This window comes from Rhizobium leguminosarum bv. trifolii WSM2297 (genome assembly GCF_000271845.1).
Window position 1 is genome coordinate 4,198,584 of the sequence record NZ_JH719395.1, and the last position, 19,887, is coordinate 4,218,470.

The 19,887-nt window shown below is 63.3% G+C and carries 15 protein-coding genes; 8 read left to right on the forward strand and 7 right to left on the reverse strand.

All coding sequences use genetic code 11. The features are described 5' to 3' along the window. Positions 1-206: 206 nt before the first annotated feature. The 4 genes from RLEG4DRAFT_RS35540 to RLEG4DRAFT_RS35555 form a co-directional block, all read right to left on the reverse strand. Positions 207-3,977 (reverse strand): peptidoglycan-binding protein, encoded by a 3,771-nt coding sequence (locus RLEG4DRAFT_RS35540; protein WP_003584109.1) that lies wholly within the window; start codon positions 3,975-3,977, stop codon positions 207-209. A gap of 329 nt (positions 3,978-4,306) precedes the next feature. Continuing rightward, positions 4,307-4,672 (reverse strand): VOC family protein, encoded by a 366-nt coding sequence (locus RLEG4DRAFT_RS35545; RefSeq protein ID WP_003584110.1) that lies wholly within the window; start codon positions 4,670-4,672, stop codon positions 4,307-4,309. Between the two features lie 85 nt (positions 4,673-4,757). Further along, complete coding sequence (locus tag RLEG4DRAFT_RS35550; RefSeq protein ID WP_003584111.1) at positions 4,758-5,459, reverse strand: SDR family NAD(P)-dependent oxidoreductase; 702 nt, start codon at positions 5,457-5,459, stop codon at positions 4,758-4,760. Positions 5,460-5,530: 71 nt separating this feature from the next. Then, complete coding sequence (locus tag RLEG4DRAFT_RS35555) at positions 5,531-6,214, reverse strand: DNA-3-methyladenine glycosylase I (protein ID WP_003584112.1); 684 nt, start codon at positions 6,212-6,214, stop codon at positions 5,531-5,533. 238 nt (positions 6,215-6,452) lie between these two features. On the opposite strand from RLEG4DRAFT_RS35555, the gene RLEG4DRAFT_RS35560 reads away from it, so the two are divergent. From RLEG4DRAFT_RS35560 to RLEG4DRAFT_RS35580, 5 genes are all read left to right on the forward strand, one after another. After that, complete coding sequence (locus RLEG4DRAFT_RS35560; RefSeq protein WP_003584113.1) at positions 6,453-8,249, forward strand: acyl-CoA dehydrogenase C-terminal domain-containing protein; 1,797 nt, start codon at positions 6,453-6,455, stop codon at positions 8,247-8,249. 98 nt (positions 8,250-8,347) lie between these two features. Continuing rightward, positions 8,348-9,556, forward strand: coding sequence for an acetyl-CoA C-acetyltransferase (locus RLEG4DRAFT_RS35565; protein WP_003584114.1), 1,209 nt, complete (start codon positions 8,348-8,350; stop codon positions 9,554-9,556). A 2-nt stretch (positions 9,557-9,558) separates the two neighbouring features. After that, positions 9,559-9,942 carry a cupin domain-containing protein gene (locus RLEG4DRAFT_RS35570; protein WP_003584115.1) on the forward strand — a complete coding sequence of 128 codons (384 nt, stop codon included), beginning with the start codon at positions 9,559-9,561 and terminating at the stop codon, positions 9,940-9,942. Between the two features lie 15 nt (positions 9,943-9,957). Continuing rightward, positions 9,958-12,171 carry a 3-hydroxyacyl-CoA dehydrogenase NAD-binding domain-containing protein gene (locus RLEG4DRAFT_RS35575; protein ID WP_003584116.1) on the forward strand — a complete coding sequence of 738 codons (2,214 nt, stop codon included), beginning with the start codon at positions 9,958-9,960 and terminating at the stop codon, positions 12,169-12,171. A gap of 322 nt (positions 12,172-12,493) precedes the next feature. Continuing rightward, positions 12,494-12,703 (forward strand): cold-shock protein, encoded by a 210-nt coding sequence (locus tag RLEG4DRAFT_RS35580; protein WP_003545273.1) that lies wholly within the window; start codon positions 12,494-12,496, stop codon positions 12,701-12,703. A gap of 169 nt (positions 12,704-12,872) precedes the next feature. On the opposite strand, the gene RLEG4DRAFT_RS35585 is transcribed toward RLEG4DRAFT_RS35580, so the two are convergent. Continuing rightward, positions 12,873-13,316: a MarR family winged helix-turn-helix transcriptional regulator gene (locus tag RLEG4DRAFT_RS35585; RefSeq protein ID WP_003584119.1), complete on the reverse strand. Its 444-nt coding sequence runs from the start codon at positions 13,314-13,316 to the stop codon at positions 12,873-12,875. 115 nt (positions 13,317-13,431) lie between these two features. Between RLEG4DRAFT_RS35585 and RLEG4DRAFT_RS35590 the strand changes: the two genes are divergently transcribed. Both RLEG4DRAFT_RS35590 and RLEG4DRAFT_RS35595 read left to right on the forward strand, forming a co-directional pair. Further along, positions 13,432-13,836 carry a GFA family protein gene (locus tag RLEG4DRAFT_RS35590; RefSeq protein WP_003584120.1) on the forward strand — a complete coding sequence of 135 codons (405 nt, stop codon included), beginning with the start codon at positions 13,432-13,434 and terminating at the stop codon, positions 13,834-13,836. A 118-nt stretch (positions 13,837-13,954) separates the two neighbouring features. Continuing rightward, entirely contained in the window at positions 13,955-14,398 is a 444-nt protein-coding gene (locus tag RLEG4DRAFT_RS35595; RefSeq protein WP_003584121.1) for a YybH family protein, read from the forward strand. A 15-nt stretch (positions 14,399-14,413) separates the two neighbouring features. On the opposite strand, the gene RLEG4DRAFT_RS35600 is transcribed toward RLEG4DRAFT_RS35595, so the two are convergent. Continuing rightward, positions 14,414-15,616 (reverse strand): MFS transporter, encoded by a 1,203-nt coding sequence (locus tag RLEG4DRAFT_RS35600; protein WP_003584122.1) that lies wholly within the window; start codon positions 15,614-15,616, stop codon positions 14,414-14,416. Positions 15,617-15,747: 131 nt separating this feature from the next. On the opposite strand from RLEG4DRAFT_RS35600, the gene RLEG4DRAFT_RS35605 reads away from it, so the two are divergent. Continuing rightward, the gene (locus RLEG4DRAFT_RS35605) at positions 15,748-16,305 is read left to right on the forward strand and encodes a TetR/AcrR family transcriptional regulator (protein ID WP_003584123.1); all 558 of its coding nucleotides are present in this window, start codon (positions 15,748-15,750) and stop codon (positions 16,303-16,305) included. Between the two features lie 9 nt (positions 16,306-16,314). On the opposite strand, the gene RLEG4DRAFT_RS35610 is transcribed toward RLEG4DRAFT_RS35605, so the two are convergent. Beyond that, positions 16,315-19,818, reverse strand: coding sequence for a PAS domain-containing hybrid sensor histidine kinase/response regulator (locus RLEG4DRAFT_RS35610; RefSeq protein WP_003584125.1), 3,504 nt, complete (start codon positions 19,816-19,818; stop codon positions 16,315-16,317). Between the last annotated feature and the right edge of the window lie 69 nt (positions 19,819-19,887).

Sequence of the window (19,887 nt, forward strand, 5' to 3'; positions counted from 1 at the left end):
GTCACGTCCCCGTTCGAATGCGCACCATACTGTGAAATCGTTGCCAGAGGCTTTCGATCGGCCCTGATTGGCGATGGAGATCGATGGCAGGAGATTCGGCGATGCGCGGATCGATATCTCCCGCATATTCCGGCTTTTTTCAGGTTTTGTGACGAGCGGCAGAAAAATTGGGGAAAGCCTTGCGGCATAGTGCCGCCAAGCTGTTCCTAGATTGCCTTGGCGCCCTGCTTGTTGCGTTCGAGCAGCGCCTTGACAGTCGCATCAGTCACCTTGCCGTCCGGCTCCTGGCCGATCGACTTCTGGAAGCTTTTGATTGCGGTCACGGTCTTCGCGCCCATTTCGCCATCCGCTGTTCCGGCGTCGAAGCCGTTATTGTTGAGGATCGCCTGGATGTTGCGGATCGCCTTCTTCATGTCGACGGTGGCCGTCTTCAGGCCCGTTCCCGCCCATTCGTCCGGAATGTCGATGGTGTTGGTGCGGTGGTCGAGCGGCTCCGGCTTCCAGAGATCGGCCTTGGCGCGCGCCCGTTCGAGCTGGTCCGGCTTCATGGCATTGGCCACTTCGTCACGCTTCTGCGCTGCATCCTTGTCGCCGGCCTTGGCGGCAATCGCAAACCATTTGTAGGATTCTTCGAGATCCGCCGGAACCCCGTTGCCCCGCGCGCAGAGGATCGCCAGGTTGAACTGGCTGTCGGTGATGCCGAGGTTGGCGGCCTTGGTGAACCACGAGGCCGCCGTCGCATAATCCTGCTGGCCGAGCGCGCCGGAGGCGTAAAGCACGGCGAGATTGTGCATGGCGCTGGCATTGCCCTGGTTGGCCGCCTGTTCGTAGAAGCCCTTGGCCTTGGCGATGTCGCGTTCGACGCCGTTGCCCTTCTCGTACATGCTGCCGAGCCGGTATTCAGCCGGCGCAAAACCCTTGTCGGCCGAAAGCTGGTACCAGCTCGCCGCCTGCTTCTGATCGACCGTGATGCCGTTGCGGCCATCGGAATAGCGTGCGCCGATCTCAAACAGCGCCAGCGCATCGCCGCCCTGCGCCGCATCGGCAAGCGATTTCGGCTGGATGGTGTCGGGAATGGTAATAGCGGCCTGCGGTGCGGATGCCGCTGGCGTATTTGCAACGAAGCCCGATGTCTCCGGCGCTGCGCCGGTCGGGGCGGGGGCTAAGGTGGCGGCGCCTTCGCCGTCGAGCGGTGTCGCGTCGGTCAGATGATCGCCGGCAACCGGCGGGGCTGCTTCAGCCGGTGTCTGCTCGCCGGCGGGTGGCGTCGCCTCCGCTGTGGTAGCGGCCGTTTCTGCCGCATTGCCGTCCGGCTGGGCGGGCATCACTTCAGGCGAGGCCGGAGGCGGGGTTTCCGCCGCGCCGGTCAGTGCCGAGACCTCGGCTGGCGCCTGCGGTGCGCGCTCGCCGCTCGTCAGCGTTCTCGCAAGCGGAAAGGCCATGATGGCGAGCAGCACGGCGCCGACCGCCAGCAGGATCGGCCGCCGGTAGCGCGAAAAGGCGCTGGTCTTGCCTGTCTTGTCGGAAGGCTTGCCGGCCGCATCGGTCTTCGCGCCCTTCTTCTCGGCCTTGACGGCTGCCGGCTTCGGATTGGCGTCGACTTCCATCGCGGCTGCCTGCGCGGCGCGGCGGGCAGCGGCGATGTAATCGGCGCGATCGGTTTCGGCTGCAGGTTTGCCGCGTGCAGCACTCTGGCTGGCGCGGACACGCTCGAGGATCTTCTTGACGTCGGGGGTGCCCGAGCCCGGCTCGAGCAGCTCGTTTGCCGCATCCGTCGGCACCACGTCGGTCGGATCGATCGACGGCGCGGGGTCGATCATCGGGCGTTCGGTTGCGCGGGTTTCGGCTTTCTTGCCGGGCAGCAGCCGCTTGCCGAGGCTGGCGAGCAGGCTGACCTTTGCCGACGCCGCTGTCGCCGTCTCCGGCGTCCTGGTCGCGGCTTCAATGGCGATCGCGCTCGTTCCGCTCATGGCGATGGCTTGTGCCGGAGCGGCAGGTTCGGCCGCGACCTCTGCGGTGTGGATGACAGGAGAGGCCTTCGGCGCCGGGGCGGCCGCCGGCGCCTTGTTCATCTCGGCCTCGGCCACCATCAGCGCGTAGGGATCGACATCGAAATCGACGTCGGCCACCGGCATCTGGGCGCTAAGCCGCCCGCCGCGCTCTTCCATGCCGTCGAGGCGGTCGGCGATATGCACCAGCGTCTCGTGCAGCGCCTTGAAGGTCTTGTGCGTACGCTCCTCGCTGTCGCGGCTGATATCCTCGAGGTGGCGCAGATCCTCGGCCAGCGCCGTCAGCGCCGACAGGTCGGCGGCGGGCACGCCGCCCTGCGGGCCGCCATGGCGCGAATAGGCCTCGACGACGGCTTCCGCCGCCTGGCGTGCCGCCTCGATGATATATTCATCGCTGGTCGCCATATAATCTTCGATCGCGCCCATGCGCCTGTCGAGATCGGCGGGGATCGCAGCGCTTTCACGCGGCGCGCTCATCAGGGCCGAAAGATTAGCGATCTGGTCTTCGAGGTTCTTCAGTGCCTGCGGATCGGTCGGCGCTGCCGCCGTGCTCTCTTCCAGGCGGGCGGCAATGTCGCTCAGCCGTCCTTCGAGACGCTGGAAGGCGCCGTCATCGACGGCGGCGATTGGCGCCGGCGGCTGATAGGCCATCTCGTCGATGCGCCGGGCGAGATAGTCGAGCCGCTGCGCCAGCACGTCGTTGACCGCGCCGTTCTCGAGCGCGTCGATCTTGCGGGAAATGTCGGAAAGCGGTCCGGTGAGGTCGGGTTGCGCGGTCTTCTGCGTATGCTCCAGCAGATAGGACAGATGTTCCAGCCGCTCGTCGAGCCGCGACGTCGCTTCCGCCTTCGTCAGCTCCTCGACGCGAGATGTCAGCGCCTCCAGCCGCATCGCCAGCTCGTCGGCCGGGTTCACGCGGTTGGCCGCATCATGGCTCATCAGGTCGATCTGATCGGCGAGCGCCGCAAGCCGGCCTTCCAGCCGCTGCATCAGCGCCGGATCGTTGGTGGCGGCCGCACGTCCGCTGGCCGCGATCGCCCGGCTGATCTCGTCGAGCCGCATGTCCATGGCGGCAAACTGTTCGGACATGACCCGGTCGTGCGGCTGGATCATATTGCCGAACTGTTCCATCGCCGTGGCGATGGCAATGAGCTTGTCCTCCAGCGCCCGGACCGCCGGGCTTTCGCCCATGCCGCCGATATGGCGCTTGATGTCGTCGAGGCGGTAGGCGAGCGAAACCAGCTCTTCCTGCAGCCCCTCGGTATCGAGTGCGGCAAGCCGGTTCTCGAAGCCGTCCCAGCGGTTTTCCATGTGGCGCAGCGAATCTTCGCGCGCCAGCCCGTCCATCAGCGAGCGCAGCTCCTCGAAATCCTCGCGCAGGCCGGCGGCCTCCGGGCCGGCCGAGCGGCCGGTCAGCTGGGTGATGCTCTGGGCAAGGCGGCCCATATCGGCGCGCATGTCGTCGGCGAAACGGCCGTCGCCGGCATTGATCTTGATCTCGCGAAGTTCGCTGCGCAGCGCGTTCATCTCGCGGGTGACGCCCTCGGAAATGTCGCGCTTCAGGTCCTGGCGCAGGTTGACGAGCGCCTGGGCGATCTCCGTCATCGTGTCATCGCCGGCGCGAAAGGCGGGTGCCGCCTGCGGTGTGGCGGCGCGCGGTGCGGGTTCGCGCATCTGCGGGGCCGGCTCGCGAGTGTAGGGCCGCTCTCGGCCCGCTTCGAGGGCGCGCTGGCGCTGGCGGATTTCGGCGAGCGGGTCCGGCCGCTGTTCGAGCGGTGGCCTTGCGGGCCGCGGAGCGTTGGAGCCGGCATAGGGATCGCGCTCGGCCGTTGCCGGGCGCGGCCGCTGTTCGCGCCCGCTGCCCATCAGCCCTTCGATGCGCGCCTCCAGCCCCTCGATCGTGCGGTTCAGCGCATCGAGCGAGGTCCTGTCGGACTGTCGGGAAGGATTTGATCGCGATCCGTTCATCTTTTGCTCGCTTCGACTGCTCGACCTCTCGTCAGAGCTCGATCCTTGGCTTTTCCGTCTGTGGCCAGCGTCTTCACGCGGGCCGGAGCGCATCTTTCATCAGAAGTTAGTCAATTAGACTTTCCTCAAGCTGAACGATGTAGCGGCATCCCTGGGAAACGCGAGACTGGAAAAAGGAATGCGGATTGCTATTGCTCAATCCGCACCTTTCACGAAACGTGGTAAACAAGCCGTTAATATCGATGAGAATTTTTTAACGTTTGTGTCCCAAACGCCGTTTTCACAGGCAATTGCCGTACAATTCGTCGGATCGAAGGGCCGCGGCGCCCTCAGGCCGGCCTGGGATATTGCAGCTCGATCTTCACGCCTTCGGGGCCGTAAACGAAGACCTGGCCGAGATCGGTCTCGGGAATATCGTAATATTCGTAGCGATAGCCGCTCGCCTTGATGCGCTCCAGCGCCGGGCCGAATTCGTAAAGGCTGAAGGCGACGTGGTTGAAGATACCGGGCGGAAAATCGATGCTGCGCGATGTCAGGCTGAGATGGATGACCGGGCGTTGGTCGAGATAGAGCCAGTGGCCCGGCGAGGCAAAGGGTGGCCGATAGCCTTCCTCGACGCCGAGCACGGTCTTGAGGAAGCCGATCATGACGAGCGCATCGCGGGTATCGATCGTGACATGGTCCAGGCGCGGCATCGGTGTCCTCCCAGCCAGCGTTGACGGTAAAGTCTAGCCTGTATCAACCGGCCGCGAAAGTCGCCTTGTCAACCTGTCGCGGCGCTCAGAAATTCTCCGTCCAGGGCCGGACTTCGACCTCCAGCGACCATGCGCTGCGGTGCTGGCGTAGCACGTCGATATAGGTCTGGGCGATCGCATCCGGCGAGAGCGTGGCATCGGGCTTCTCTTCCCGATCCGGCCGGGTCTGCGAGCGCACCGCGCCGTCGATGACGAAATGGGCGATATGGATGCCCATTGGCCCGAGTTCGCGGGCCGCACTCTGGGCAAGGCCGCGCAGCGCAAACTTGCCCATGGCGAAGGGGGCCGATTGCGCAAAGCCCTTCACGCTGGCCGAGGCGCCGGTGATAAGGATGGCGCCACGGCCGCGCGGGATCATGCGCCGCGCCGCCTGCTGCACCACCAGAAAGCCGCCGACAGCGGTGGTCGCGATCGCGCGCTCCACCTCGGCGGGATCGAGTTCGGCGAGCGGCCCGCGCAGGCGGGCGCTGGCATTGAAGATCACCACCTCAGGCCCGCCGATCGCGGCAGCCGCCTCTTCGAACAATGCGGCGACGCTCGCCGGTTGCGAGACGTCGGCGCTAAAGGCGCTGGCGCCGGTCTCCTCGATGAGCGGCTGAAGTTTTTCGACATTGCGGGCGGCAAGCCCGACCTTGACGCCCAGCGCCGACAATTGCCGGGCGAGCGATGCGCTGATGCCGGCGCCGGCGCCGACGATCAGCGCGCTGCCATGGGGAAAGTCGGTCATATCAACTCCTCGACGGATCGTCCGGAAGACGTAGGAAGTCCGGAGAGATTTCGCTACCGCCCGGGCGAATTTCAGTGCTCTGCATCGATCGAATAGGCGCTGATGCGCGAGAGATGGATGAAGGAAAGCCCGGTCTCATCAGCCCAGCCATTGAAGGCCTGCTGGATCAGCGGCTGGTCTTTCTTCGCCGTGCCGGAAGCGGAGAGCGGCACGCCGGCCGATCTGAGGCAGGCCAGCACATCCATCGTCGCGACGAAGCTGTCGCGGCCGATGCCCCGCAGGAAATATTGTCCGGTCATGCCGCCGAGCCGGCTGCCGCCTTTGCTCAACAGGTCGAGAAGGCCGATCTGGTCTTCCCGCGGCCAGTCGGCCAAGAAGACGCCGGCGCTGCCGTGTTCCCGCGCAAGTTCCCTGACAAAGGCGGCATTGGCCCGAACAGACATGATCTTCGCGCCGTTGCGAATGATCCGTTCGTCCGAGGTCAGTTCGTGCCAATAATCGTCGGGTGCGATATTCAGCATTGCCGGATCGAAACCGGAAAACGCCGTCTCGAAACCCGGCCACTTCGCATCGATCACCTTCTGGACGAAGCCGCTGTAGAAGATCCGCCGGGTCATATCGGCGAGAATGCGATCGTCGGGCATGGCGCGCAGCCGGTCGTGATCCGGCCGATGTTTCTCAAGCAATGCCTGCAGCGCCGCCGCTCCGCCTTTTCGCTGCTCGGCCCGCTGCCTTATCACCTCGAAACTGATCATCCTGAAACATCCCGATCTGCGGTCTAAAGAGCCTTCCCGCTTATACGCCGTTCCACGATGGACAAGGAAGAAGAGATGACGTCTCGTCAGCCTTCAGCAACTGTAGATTCGCGCTGGCAATTTTTTTCGCAAAAAGGTGGTGAGGCTGCAGATTTTGACGTTTACGCAAACGTCAATATTTTGTAAGACAGTGCCAAGGCCGGCGCGACCCGGTAATCGAATGGGAGGAATTTGAGAGATGCCAGTCTACAAGGCCCCGGTGAACGATACGCTCTTCGTCCTGAACGACGTGCTGGGCCTCGAACGCTACAACAATCTTCCCGGTTTTGCCGACGCGACGCCCGATATGATCGAAGCGATCCTCGGCGAGGCGGCCAAGGTGGCCGAAGAAGTTCTGTTTCCCGTGAATTATTCCGGTGATCAGGAAGGCTGCACGCGCCGGGACGATGCCGTCGTCTCGACACCGAAGGGCTTCAAGGAGGCCTATAAATCCTATCGCGAAGGCGGCTGGATCGGCCTTGCGGTGCCGGAGGAATTCGGCGGGCAGGGGCTTCCCTACACGCTGCATGCCGCCGTCGGCGAATATACCTCGGCTGCCAACATGTCGCTGATGATGTATCCCGGCCTGACGCAGGGCGCGATCGCCGCGATCCTCGTCCATGGCACGCAGGAGCAGAAGGACACCTACCTGCCGAAGATGGTCGACGGCTCTTGGTCCGGCACCATGAACCTGACCGAACCCCATTGCGGCACCGATCTCGGCATGTTGCGCACCAAGGCGGTGCCTCAGGCTGACGGCAGCTACAAAATATCAGGCCAGAAGATCTTCATCTCCGCCGGCGAACATGACCTGACCGACAATATCGTCCACCTGGTGCTCGCCCGCATCGAAGGTGCGCCCGAGGGCACCAAGGGCATCTCGCTGTTCATCGTGCCGAAATTCCTGGTCGGCAAGGACGGTGCGCTTGACGCTCGCAACGCTGTCGCCTGCGGTGCGATCGAACATAAGATGGGCATCCATGGCAACGCCACCTGCGTCATGAATTACGACGAGGCGACGGGTTTCCTGATCGGCGCCGAAAACCGCGGCCTCGCCGCCATGTTCGTGATGATGAACGAGGCCCGCCTGATGGTCGGCTTGCAGGGCATCGCCGTTTCCGAGATTGCCTATCAGAACGCCGCCGCCTACGCCCGCGACCGCATCCAGGGCCGCTCGCTGTCCGGCATCAAAGCGCCGGATAAGAAGGCCGATCCGATCATCGTCCATCCCGATATCCGCCGTACGCTGATGACCATCCGCGCCTTCAACGAGGCCGGCCGCGCCTTCCTGCTCTGGACCGCGCTGAAGTCCGATATCGCTCACCGCGCCACCGACGAGAGGGAGCGCCAGACCGCCGACGACATTCTCGGCCTCGTCACCCCGATCCTCAAGGGCGTGATGACCGACAAGGGCTTCGATCATGCGGTCATGGCCCAGCAGGTCTTCGGCGGCCATGGCTATATCGAAGAACACGGCATGAGCCAGTATGTGCGCGATGCCCGCATCGCCATGATCTACGAAGGCGCCAACGGCATTCAGGCGCTCGATCTGGTCGGCCGCAAGCTCGCCTTGAACGGCGGCCGCGCCGCCATGGCCCTCTTCAAGGAGATCGGCGATTTCTGCGAGGAGAACCGCAGCGACGAAAAGCTCGCCTTCTTCACCAAGCACCTGAAGAAGGGCTTGAACGACGTCCAGGGCGCGACCATGTGGTTCATGCAGAACGCCATGGCCAAGCCCGACAATGCCGGCGCCGGCTCGACCGATTACATGCACCTCTTCGGCCTTGTCGTCCTCGGTTATATGTGGGCGAAGATGGCGAAGGCCGCCGAGGATGGCCTTGCGTCAGGCGATGCAGCCCGCGAGGATTACCTGAAGAACAAGCTGATTACGGCGAAGTTCTTCATGGAGCGCATCATGCCGGAAACCGCGCTTCGCAAGGCCCGCATCGAAGCCGGCGCCGACACGATGATGGAACTGGCCGCCGAAGCGTTCTGAGCCGGTTCTCCCTCCCCCTTGTGGGGAGGGTTGGGGAGGGGTCTTTTCTCCTCCTTCCAAGATTTGAGGCAATAGATTGCCGTCAGGGAGATGAGACAATGACCGAGGTTTTCATTTACGATCACGTCCGCACGCCGCGCGGCCGCGGCAAGAAGGACGGCGCCCTGCATGAGGTGCCTTCCGTGCGCCTTGCGGCCAAGACGCTGGAAGCGATCCGCGACCGCAACGGGCTCGACACCACGACGGTCGACGACATCATCATGGGCTGCGTCGATCCGGTGATGGATGCCGGCGCTGTCATCCCCAAGGCTGCCGCCTTCGAAGCCGGTTACTCCACCAAGGCGCCGGGCATGCAGATCTCCCGCTTTTGCGCCTCCGGCCTCGATGCCGTCAATTTCGGCGCCGGCAAGATCGCCCAAGGCGCCGACGACATCGTCATCGCAGGCGGCGTCGAAAGCATGTCGCGCGTCGGCTTGGGCATGTCGGGCGGCGCCTGGTTCATGGATCCTTCGGTGAATTTCCCGGCCTATTTCATGCCGCAGGGTGTGTCGGCCGATCTCATTGCCACCAAATACGGCTTCAGCAGAACCGATGTCGACGCTTACGCGATCGAGAGCCAGAAGCGGGCCGCCCATGCCTGGGAAAAAGGCTGGTTCGACAAGTCGGTTGTGCCGGTCAAGGACCAGAACGGCCTGACGATCCTGGCAACGGACGAACATATGCGCCCCGGCACCGACATGCAGGCGCTTGGTTCGCTCAATCCCTCCTTTCAGATGCCCGGCGAGATGGGCGGCTTCGAAGCCGTCGGCATCCAGGCCCATCCCGAGATCGAGCGCATCAACTATGTCCACCATGCCGGCAATTCCTCCGGCATCGTCGATGGTGCTGCCGCCGTGCTCCTGGGGTCTAAGGCTGGTGGCGAGAGCATGGGCTTGAAGCCCCGCGCCCGCATCAAGGCCTTCGCCAATATCGGTTCCGACCCGGCCCTGATGTTGACCGGACCGGTCGACGTCACCGAGAAGCTGTTGAAGCGGACCGGTATGAGCCTTGCCGACATCGACCTCTTCGAGCTTAACGAAGCCTTCGCCGCCGTGGTGCTGCGCTACATGCAGGCCTTCGACATCGACCACGACAAGATCAACGTCAATGGCGGGGCCATCGCCATGGGCCATCCGCTCGGCGCCACCGGCGCGATGATCCTCGGCACGGTGCTCGACGAGCTTGAACGCCGCGACCTCAACACCGCGCTGGTGACACTCTGCATCGGCGCCGGCATGGGCACGGCAACGGTTATCGAAAGGGTCTGACGATGGCTTTCAACACCGGCACGATCGAAACCGAATACACCGAGGTTACCGAGCATTGGTCACCCCGCGTCATTGCCGATCTCAACGGCCAGAGCGTCAAACTCGCCAAGGTCCAGGGTCAGCTCACCTGGCATTCCCATCGGGACGAGGATGAGCTCTTTCTCATCTGGAAGGGCGCGCTTACCATCGAATATCGCGACCGCCCGCATGTGCATCTGAAGGCCGGCGATTTTCATGTCGTGCCTAGGGGCGTCGAGCACAATCCGGTGGCTGAGAAAGAGTGCTGGATCGTGCTTTTCGAGCCGTCGCAAACCAAGCACACTGGCGACGTCGTCACCGAAAAGACAAAGACCGTAGACGCGCAGCGCAGCCATTTGCCGGCCTGATCGGGAGGAAATCCAATGACCTACACCAATTTCACGCTCGAAACCGACGCCGATGGCATCGCTCTCGTCACCTGGGACATGCCCGACAAGTCGATGAATGTTTTCACCGCCGAGGTGATGGCCGAACTCGACGCCCTCATCGACGCCACGACCGCTGACGCCGCCGTCAAGGGTGTCGTGATCACCTCCGGCAAATCCTCCTTCTCCGGCGGCGCCGATCTGTCGATGATCAAGTCGATGTTCAGCTCCTATCAGGAGGAAAAGGAAAAGAGCCCGCAAACGGCCGTTCAGAAGCTCTTTGGCCTTGTCGGCCGCATGAACGGGCTGTTCCGCAAGCTTGAAACATCGGGCAAGCCCTGGGTTTCCGCGATCAACGGCACCTGCATGGGTGGCGCTTTCGAAATGTCGCTCGCCTGCCACGGCCGCGTCGCCTCCAACGCCAAGAGCGTCAAGATCGCGCTGCCGGAAGTGAAGGTCGGGATCTTCCCCGGCGCCGGCGGCACCCAGCGCGTGCCGCGGCTGGCGAATGCCCAGGATGCGCTGCAGATGATGACGACCGGCCAGTCGCTGACCGGCTCACGCGCCAAGGCGATGAACCTGGTGCATCAGGTGGTCGAGCCGGATCAGCTCATTCCCGCCGCCAAGCAGATGATCAAGGACGGCCTGAAGCCGGTCGCTCCCTGGGACGAGAAGGGTTTTAAGGCGCCGGGTGGCGGCATTTGGACGCCGGCCTCCGCCCAGCTCTGGCCGGCAGCCCCGGCGATCCTGCGCCGGGAAACATCGGGCAACTATCCGGCTGCGCTTGCCATCCTGAAATGCGTCTATGAAGGCCTGCAGGTGCCGTTCGACACCGGCCTGAAGATCGAGCAGCGTTATTTCACCGAGGTGCTGCAGACCCGCGAAGCCTTCTCGATGATCCGCTCGCTGTTCATCTCGATGCAGGAACTCGGCAAGGGCGCTCGCCGTCCGGCCGGTCTGCCGAAGACCGAGCTGAAGCATGTCGGCGTCGTCGGCGCCGGCTTCATGGGCGCCTCGATCGCCTATGTCACCGCCGCCGCCGGCATTCCGGTGACGCTGATCGACCGCGACATGGAGGCGGCTGCCAAGGGCAAGAGCGTCTGCGAAGGTCTGGTCAAGGATTCCGTCGGTAAGGGACGATTTACGCAAGACGAGGCCGCAGCGCTGCTCTCCCGCATCACACCCACGGCCGATTATGCCGATCTCGCCAATGCGGATCTCGTCATCGAGGCGGTATTCGAGGATCGCGAAGTGAAGAAGTCGGTCATCGAGGCCGTTGAAGCCGTGCTGCCGGAAGGCGCGATCTTCGCCTCCAATACCTCGACCCTGCCGATCACGGGACTGGCGAAAAATTCCAGGCGCCCGGCCGATTTCATCGGCATCCACTTCTTCTCGCCCGTGGAGAAGATGATGCTGACCGAGGTCATCCTCGGGGCTGAGACCGGCGACAAGGCGCTTGCCGTCGCTCTCGATTATGTCGCAGCGATCAAGAAGACGCCGATCGTCGTCAACGACACCCGCGGCTTCTTCGTCAATCGCTGCGTGCTGCGATACATGTCGGAAAGCTACGACATGCTGATCGAGGGCGTGCCGCCTGCCATGATCGAGAATGCCGCCAAGATGGCCGGCATGCCGGTGGGTCCCTTGGCGCTGAACGACGAGGTCGCCATCGATCTGTCGCTGAAAATCCTCAAGGCGACGGTCGCCGATCTCGGCGAGAAGGCCATCGACCCCAGGCATATGGACCTCATCGCCCGCATGGTGGAAAAGGAGGGCCGCTTCGGCCGCAAGAATTCCAAGGGCTTTTATGACTATCCGCCGAAGCCGGCGAAGAAGTCCCTGTGGCCCGATCTCAAAAACTTCTACCCCCAGAAGAAGGCGGATGAGGTCGACGTCAATGTCCTCAAACAACGCTTCCTCGTCACCATCGCGCTGGAAGCCGCCCGCACCGTCGAGGAAGGCATCGTCACCGATCCGCGCGAAGCCGACGTCGGCTCGATCCTCGGCTTCGGCTTCGCGCCCTATACCGGCGGGGCGCTGAGCTATATCGACGGGATGGGTGTGAAGGCTTTTGTCGAACTGGCAGAAAAGCTGGCTGAGGCTTACGGATCTCATTTCAGGCCGACACCGCTGCTGAAGGATATGGCCGCCAAGGGCGAGACATTTTATGGGCGGTTTGATCCCTATGCGGGGGCGAAGGCGGCGGCGTAGGCTGCTTCGCGGGTTTGGTGTTGAGGGGACTATCTTTGGCATTGTGTTGCGATACCCCTCTGCCCGGCTGGGCAGAGGGGTGGGCACGCCACAACGCTAAGTTTGTTCGCTTTCGACCGGCTCACGGAATTCGACTTTTCCTTGCGCACGCCTTGCCGTAGACACAATTCCCGATTAAACGTTCTCGCATCGATCTTGCTAGATGAACTTTGAAACGGCGCTCGCGTCGTTCCTGGCGAACTTCCTCCAAAATCGGTTTTCATCGCCGCTCGGCATTGTCCGCGCGGCAATCTTCTATGAACGATTCGAAAAGGATATCGTCATGAGCACTGGTACCGTAAAGTGGTTCAACGCAACCAAGGGCTTCGGCTTCATTCAGCCGGATGACGGCGCAGCCGACGTTTTTGTCCACATCTCGGCCGTCGAACGCGCCGGCATGCGCGATCTCAAGGATGGCCAGAAGCTGTCTTACGAGCTCGTCCGCGACAACAAGTCCGGCAAGATGTCGGCAGACCGCCTCCAGGCGGCCTAAGCCATTAAGGCTTTGAATATCATCTCCGGATCGTGACCACGGATGTACTGGCACGGTTCGTTGAGATGGAAGGGAAGGTCGGGTTCACCCGGCCTTTTTTCGTATTTGGGTGGCTGCTGTGCCCATTTTCCAAGAAATGCGCCGCCCCACGACACGACCTTCGCGGCCTTCAGCCCCCAGCCGCGCCGTCACTCTCCAGCATCGCCATCACCCGCGCCATCACCGCCCGCGCCGCATCGAGCTCGGCCGACGTGAACGCAGCGCCGAGCTCATCCGCCCATCCGGCTTGCGCAATCTCGATAACCCCCAGCCGGGCGGCCCCTTCGTCGGTCAGCCGCACCAGCTTGGCGCGCTGGTGCTGCGGGTTGTCGGCATAGGCGATCAGCCTTTCAGCCGCGAGCACATCGGCGAGCCGCTGCACGCCCTGGCGGGCGAGGCCGAGTGCCCGGGCAATCTGCGCCACCGACATGTCGCCGCGCCTTGCCGCGGCCAGCACCTGCCAGCGGGCGCTCGTCTGTCCTGCGGGCTTTGCCAGCTGGTCGCCCGCCGCCGTTAGATGGCCGGCGAGGCGAAGGGTCGTAATTGCGAAAGCGGAAAAGGCATTCCCCTCCATCGTTCGCTCCGGTCGATTTCGTTTGACAACATGTTGTCTATTTTGTATCTCATCCATAGTGACAACATATTGTCATATCAGAATGATGAAGGCAACGCCGAAGGAGGAGGCCGCCATGAGGAAGACCTACAAGGGAAGCTGCCATTGCGGCAAAGTGCACTACGAAGTGGATATGGACCTCGATGAGGGCACCGGCCGCTGCAATTGCTCGATCTGCGCCAAGCGGCGTTATTGGGGCGCCAACGTCAAGCCGGAGAATTTCCGGCTGATGTGCGACGCGGCGGAAACAGCAGACTACCAGTTCAACACGATGAGCGGGCATCACCGCTTCTGCCGCACCTGCGGTGTGCCGGCCTTCGGCGACGGCTATGTCGAAGCGATTGGCGGCGCCTATGTCTCGATCAACATCGCCTGCCTCGACGATATTACCCCCGAGGAACTGGCGGCCTTGCCGGTCCGTTATTACGACGGCAGGCATGATGCCTGGTGGAACGAACCTGAAGTGACGAGTTATCTCTGAAGCAATTCCAGCAAATCCGCGCAGCGCTTTTGCTGAAATTGCGCAAACGGAAATGCATCCTTGTCGGATCGTCGTCCTCCCGTTCGTCCTCGGTCCATAGCGGATAAGGAGAACTGATGTGACAGACGAAGCGAATACCAGGCATGAAGAAGAGGCGGTTATCGCCATGCTGATGATGCGGGCCAAGGCGCTGGGGGAAAAGAACGCCGAGGAGGTGCTTTCTTATGAGGCCGAAGATTCCGTCGAGTTTTCCCTGGCGCCGCCGCTGGTCATAAACGGCAAGGACGAGGCGGGCCTGCGGGCCTGGTTCGACACCTGGCAAGGCCCGATCGGCGGTGAAGTGCGCGATGCCAAGCTGACCCTCGGCAGGGATGTCGCTTTCTGGAGCGGCCTCACCCGCATGACCGGGACAAAGACCGACGGCGCCGAGGTCGATCTCTGGTTCCGTCAGACCCTCGGCCTCGTCAAGCAGGAAGGCCGCTGGCTGGTCGCCCACCAGCACGCCTCGGTGCCTTTCGCCATGGATGGCAGCGGCCGCGCGCTGCTGGATCTGAAGCCGTGAACACTGCCTCCGGTGTCAGGCCGCATTCTCCGCCGTCTTCCCCCTGCCGGCGCGGACAGCCATGATCCCAACGCCCATCAACAGCAGGATTGCCGTCGCATAGATGTCCGTCGTCAGCGCGTAACCGGCCGATTTCGCCAGGAACCCGGCCAGGATCGCCGGCAGGCTAAAGGCGAGGTAGCTCTGGACGTAGAAGGCGGCAAGCAGCCCGGCTCGCTCATCCGCCGTGGCGAGCGGCATGATCGTGCCGATCGAGCCGAGGAAATTGGTGCCGAAACCGGCGCCGGTAAAGACGGTGCCGATCAGCAGCAGCGGCACATTGGCAAGATGCACGCCGGCAACGACCGTCAGAATGCCGAGCGTCTTGGCCGACACGCCGAAACCGAGATTGGCCGATGCCGTCTTGCTGCGCCTGAGATAGACGGCAATCGCGCCGCTCACCATCAGCGCCGTCACGACAGCACCGCCGGTCAGCGGCGCCCCGCTGCCGGTTGTGCTGGCGACCAGCGATGGGACGAGCGAAAGATAGAAACCGGCAAGCGTCCAGTTGGCGATGTTGATCGGCGTCACCAGCGACAGCGGCCGCTTCACCTGCGGCGGAATGGCGATCCGCGGCATCAGCGAGCCGAGCGCGCCCGGTCGCCTGCCGCCGGTCTCCTGCGTCCGCCAGATGGCGGCCGCCAGCAGCGTGAAGGCAAGCAGCAGCAGCGCATAGGTCAGATGCATCGGGAAAGGGCCGTATTGGATCAGTGCGCTGGTGCCGACCGCGCCGACCGCCATGCCGCAAAGCGGCGCAATCGAATTGACGATCTGCCCCTTTGCCCGGTCGACATCGACGAGAGCGGCGCCGAGCGAGGCGCCGGCAATGCCGGTCGCAATACCCTGGACGATCCGCGCCGCAATCAGCCAGTCCGGGCCGCTGGCTGCGACGAAGAGGCCCATGGCGATGATTTCCAGCACCAGGGCGGAAAAGATCACCGGCTTGCGGCCGAGATGATCCGAGAGCGAACCGGCGATCAGCAGTGCTGCCAGCAGCGCGAAGGCGTAGACGGCGAAGACCACCGTGATCAGCACCGGTGAGAGCGAGAAATTCTGCTGATAGATCCGGTAGAGCGGCGTCGGCGCGGCGGAAGCGCCGAAGAAGGTGGCGAGCGTCAGCGCGTGGAAACCGATCGAGGGGCGCTGCGCATTCTTTGTGGATTTGGCTGCGGCGACCATATATAAGCCCTCTTAAAGCTAAGCCGTTGCGTTAGCTCCATGTAGGGCGCCTACCTCGTAAAGGCAAATTATTTGCGTTTATGGTCCTGTCAAAGATTTTGAACCGTGGGGCGTCAAGGGATGAAAAGTGCATGACGGTAAAAGAGAATCTCCGCCCTGGCGGTAGAAGCGCCCGGGTTCAGGCATCGGTGCACAAGGCGGTCCGCGAACTGCTGGCCGAAATGAACCGTGCCGAGGTGACGATCCCGCTGATTGCCGCCAGGGCGGGTGTGACGCCGTCGACCATCTATCGCCGCTGGGGCGACCTGCAGGAGCTTCTCGCCGATGTTGCCGTCGAGCGGCTGCGGCCGGATATGCAGCCGATCGATGCCGGCAGCGGCAAGGCCGATCTTCAGGCCTGGGCCGAGCAATATGCCGAGGAAATGTCCTCCGGGCCGGGCCGCGAGATGGTCCGCGACGTGCTGGCTGCGCAGGCAGGCGTTAATGCCTGCAAATGCTGCGAATATACCCGCCAGCAGATCGTCGTCATTGCCGAAAGGGCAAAGGCCCGCGGCGAGCTCTTTCCGGAAGTGGATCGCGTCATGGACCAGCTCGTCGCGCCGATCATGTACCGCATCCTGTTCGGCGACGTGCCGGATACCGGGCGAGTGCGCGATCTCGTCTCGCGCATCATGACGACGACGGATTGAGCCTGCCTCTTACTCTGCAGCCGCGCGCTTGAGGCCGGAAATCTGGGTGATATAGGCGCGCAGTGCTGCCGGCCGCACCGGCTTGTGCTGAACGGCGATGCCGTATCGTTCGGCCTCGCTGCGCACTTCAGGCGTGCGGTCGGCGGTGATCAGCAAAGCCGGGATATCGGCGCCGAACTGCCGGCGCAGATGCAGGATCGCGGCAATGCCGGTGCCGTCGTCGAGATGATAGTCGGCGATGGCGAGATCCGGCGGCCCGTCACGGCCGTCGCCGGATATCACGTCGGCGAGGCCGTCGAGCTCTTTGACCTCGCAGCCCCAGCCGCTAAGCAGCAGCCGCATGCCTTCGAGGATCTTCGGCTCGTTGTCGATGCAGAGGATCTTCAGCCCCTTGAGCGGCTGGCCTGGCCGGTCGGCGGGCGTGACGGCCGCCGCGGCCTCGGCTGGGCGCGAGATGTCGAGCGGCATGGCGATGCGGAATTCCGTACCCCTGCCATGTGTCGACTGCAGCTCGACCGGATGGTTGAGCACCCGGGCGATGCGGTCGACGATCGACAGGCCGAGCCCGAGGCCGGAGGCGGTTTTTGCGCCTTCGTCCAGCCGGGCGAATTCCTTGAACACCGTGCGGAATTTCGACGGCGGAATGCCGATGCCGGAATCGATCACCTGGATGATCACCTGGTTGCCGCGCCGCCGCGCGCCGACAAGCACCTTGCCGGTGATCGTGTATTTGATGGCGTTGGAAACGAGGTTCTGCACCAGCCGGCGCAGAAGGTTGGGGTCCGAGCGGACCCTGAGCGATGTCGGCATGACCACCAGCTTCAGCTGTTTTTCGCGGGCGATCGGCGCGAAATCGGTCTCGATCCGCTCCAAGAGCTCGGAGAGCTTGACGGCGGCAAGCCGCGGCCGCATGGCGCCGGTATCAAGCCTGGATATATCGAGCACGGCGCCGAGAATGGTTTCGACCGATTCCAGCGCCGAATCGATGTTGCGCACGATCGGGCTGTTGTCGGATTGCGCCATGCGCTCGACCAGTGCGGAGGAATAGAGCCGGGCGGCATTCAGCGGCTGCAGGATGTCGTGGCCGGCTGCGGCGAAAAAGCGGGTCTTGCCGATATTCGCCTCGTCGGCGGCGGCGCGCGCCTCGGCGAGCTCGTGGTTGACCCGGGTCAGCTCGGCCGTTCGTTCGGCGACGCGCTGCTCCAGCGTTTCGTTCGCCTGTTTCAACGCCTGGTCGGCGCTGACGCGCTGGGTGATATCGGTGAAGGTGGCGACGATGCCCTTGTCGGGCATGGCGTTGGAGCGCACCTCGATAATCCGCTCGCCGCCGCTGAGCACCAGTGCGAAGGGTTTGTCGAGCGTCAGGAAATGCCGCACCGTTTGATTGAGATCGCCGGGCGCGATGTCGCCGCGCTGGCTGAGCGTGGTGACGATGTCGGCCAGGGGAAAACCGACCTGGCCGGCACTTTCCGGCAGATCCAGCAATTGCCGGAAGCGCCGGTTCCAGATCGTCAGCCGGTTGGAACTGTCGAACACCGCAATGCCCTGGTCCATCTGCGAAAGCGCGGTCTGCAGCATGTCCTGGTTATATTGCAGCGCCTCGCTCGCCTGGTCGAGCAGCCAGGCGGTGTCGGAGGAGGCATCTTCGATCTTCTGCAAGATCAGGGACAGCACCAGCCTTGCGGAGGACGAGCCGATGGCGCTGCCGAGCAGCTGTTCGCTGAAATGGATCAGCGCCATGTCGGCCGGCTGTTCGTCCTCCAGCTTGCGGCCGGAGCTTTGTTCGTAGGTCGTCAACGAGCGCTGCATGCGCTCTTCGCCGAGATAACGCGAGATCGCGGCCTTGAGATCGCCGACGCTGATGCGGGTCTTCCAGCCGCGCGTCGCAAATTGGGAGCGCGAATGCCGCTTGACGAAGATGCCGGCCTGGATGCGCTCCAGCGGCCTGGCATTGCGGGTAAGCGAGCCGACGATGAAGAAGGCGGTGTTGACCAGCAGGCTCATGACGGTCGCATTGACCAGCGGATCGGCGTCGGGCGCGGCAAACAGCGTCGTGCCCGGAAAGATGAAACCGAGCACGGCGCTCGCCACATAGGAATAATCGGGGCCGCCGAGCGAGGGCAGGAACAGCAGGTAGATCCAGATGACGAAGCCGGAGGTCAGCCCGAGAATCGCGCCGCGCGCATTCGCCCGCCGCCAGATCAGCCCGCCGAACAGCGCCGGGGCGATCTGCGCGATGGCGGCAAAGGAGAGAAGGCCGATCGAGGCAAGGCCGGCGGTGCTGTCGGTCGAGCGGTAATAGGCATAGCCGAACAGCAGCACGGCAAAAATGGCGCTGCGGCGGATGTTGAGCAGCGTCTTGGCGAAATTGTCGCGCTGGCCGGCGCGGCCGGCGAGTTTGCGCCTCAGGAAAATAGGCATGATGATGTCGTTCGACACCATGATCGACAGCGCCACGGAATCGACGATGACCATCGCCGTGGCGGCGGAGAAACCGCCGATGAAGGTGATCAGCGATACCACGGGCATCTCACCGGCAAGCGGCAGCGACAGCATGTAGAAATCGGCATTGCCGGCGCCGCCGAAGGTCAGCAGCCCGCCGATCGCCACCGGCAGCACGAAGAGATTGATTGATATGAGGTAGGTGGGAAACAGGAAGCCTGCGAGTTTCAGCTGTTTCGGTGTCCGGTTTTCGACGACCGTTACGTGGAATTGCCGCGGCAGCAGGATGATCGCGAAGGCCGACAACAGGATCAGCGTCATCCAGCGGCTGATCGGTGTGTGGTAACTCAGCGCCGACATGACCAGCTCGTTGTCGACCGTCTTCTGCCAGAGATCGGTCGGGCCATCGAAGAGAAACCAGATAACGCAAACCCCGGCCGTCAGGAAGGCGACGAGCTTGACCACCGATTCCATCGAGACGGCGAGGATCAGCCCGTCCTGGTGTTCGGTCGCATCGGTATGCCGGGTGCCGAACATGATGGCGAAGCAGGCAAGCACCAGCGTTGCGATGAGCGGCAGGTCGAGGAAGTAGAGATTGCCGCTGCCGATGCCGTAATCGGACGGGTTGACCATGGCGCTGACGGTGCTGGAGATCGCCTTCAGCTGCAGCGCGATATAGGGAATGGTGCCGATCAACGAAATCAGCGCGACGATGGTGGCGACCGTCGGGTTCTTGCCGTAGCGCGCGGCGACGAAATCGGCAACCGAGGTGAGCTTCTCGGCCTTGGCGAGCTCGATGATCCGGCGAAGCAGCGGCATGCCGAGCGTGAAGACCAGGATGGGGCCGATATAGATGCCGGCAAATTCCAGGCCGCGCTGGGCGGCAAGCCCGACGCTGCCGAAATAGGTCCATGAGGTGCAGTAGATCGCCAGGCTCAGTGCGTAGACCACCGGCCATCCGCCTTCCAGTGCGCCCGGGCTGCGCTTCTTGCGGTCGCCATAGCTTGCCACGGCGAAAAGCAGCAGCAGATAGCCGAAGGCAGACGCGAATATGACCCAGCCTGGAAGCATTGACCCTCCGCCGGCGGAAAACCGCCGGGACCTCCCGCAACGTGGGCCAGCTTAAGTCATTTCAGCCGC

What these genes read in the sequence shown, in the direction of transcription:
- RLEG4DRAFT_RS35585 (WP_003584119.1), bottom strand. Translation starts at nt 13,316, where the DNA reads ATGGAGGGGAATGCCTTTTCCGCTTTCGCAATTACGACCCTTCGCCTC.
- RLEG4DRAFT_RS35565 (WP_003584114.1), top strand. Translation starts at nt 8,348, where the DNA reads ATGACCGAGGTTTTCATTTACGATCACGTCCGCACGCCGCGCGGCCGC.
- RLEG4DRAFT_RS35605 (WP_003584123.1), top strand. Translation starts at nt 15,748, where the DNA reads ATGACGGTAAAAGAGAATCTCCGCCCTGGCGGTAGAAGCGCCCGGGTT.
- RLEG4DRAFT_RS35550 (WP_003584111.1), bottom strand. Translation starts at nt 5,459, where the DNA reads ATGACCGACTTTCCCCATGGCAGCGCGCTGATCGTCGGCGCCGGCGCC.
- RLEG4DRAFT_RS35540 (WP_003584109.1), bottom strand. Translation starts at nt 3,977, where the DNA reads ATGAACGGATCGCGATCAAATCCTTCCCGACAGTCCGACAGGACCTCG.
- RLEG4DRAFT_RS35545 (WP_003584110.1), bottom strand. Translation starts at nt 4,672, where the DNA reads ATGCCGCGCCTGGACCATGTCACGATCGATACCCGCGATGCGCTCGTC.
- RLEG4DRAFT_RS35570 (WP_003584115.1), top strand. Translation starts at nt 9,559, where the DNA reads ATGGCTTTCAACACCGGCACGATCGAAACCGAATACACCGAGGTTACC.
- RLEG4DRAFT_RS35600 (WP_003584122.1), bottom strand. Translation starts at nt 15,616, where the DNA reads ATGGTCGCCGCAGCCAAATCCACAAAGAATGCGCAGCGCCCCTCGATC.
- RLEG4DRAFT_RS35610 (WP_003584125.1), bottom strand. Translation starts at nt 19,818, where the DNA reads ATGCTTCCAGGCTGGGTCATATTCGCGTCTGCCTTCGGCTATCTGCTG.
- RLEG4DRAFT_RS35555 (WP_003584112.1), bottom strand. Translation starts at nt 6,214, where the DNA reads ATGATCAGTTTCGAGGTGATAAGGCAGCGGGCCGAGCAGCGAAAAGGC.
- RLEG4DRAFT_RS35560 (WP_003584113.1), top strand. Translation starts at nt 6,453, where the DNA reads ATGCCAGTCTACAAGGCCCCGGTGAACGATACGCTCTTCGTCCTGAAC.
- RLEG4DRAFT_RS35580 (WP_003545273.1), top strand. Translation starts at nt 12,494, where the DNA reads ATGAGCACTGGTACCGTAAAGTGGTTCAACGCAACCAAGGGCTTCGGC.
- RLEG4DRAFT_RS35575 (WP_003584116.1), top strand. Translation starts at nt 9,958, where the DNA reads ATGACCTACACCAATTTCACGCTCGAAACCGACGCCGATGGCATCGCT.
- RLEG4DRAFT_RS35590 (WP_003584120.1), top strand. Translation starts at nt 13,432, where the DNA reads ATGAGGAAGACCTACAAGGGAAGCTGCCATTGCGGCAAAGTGCACTAC.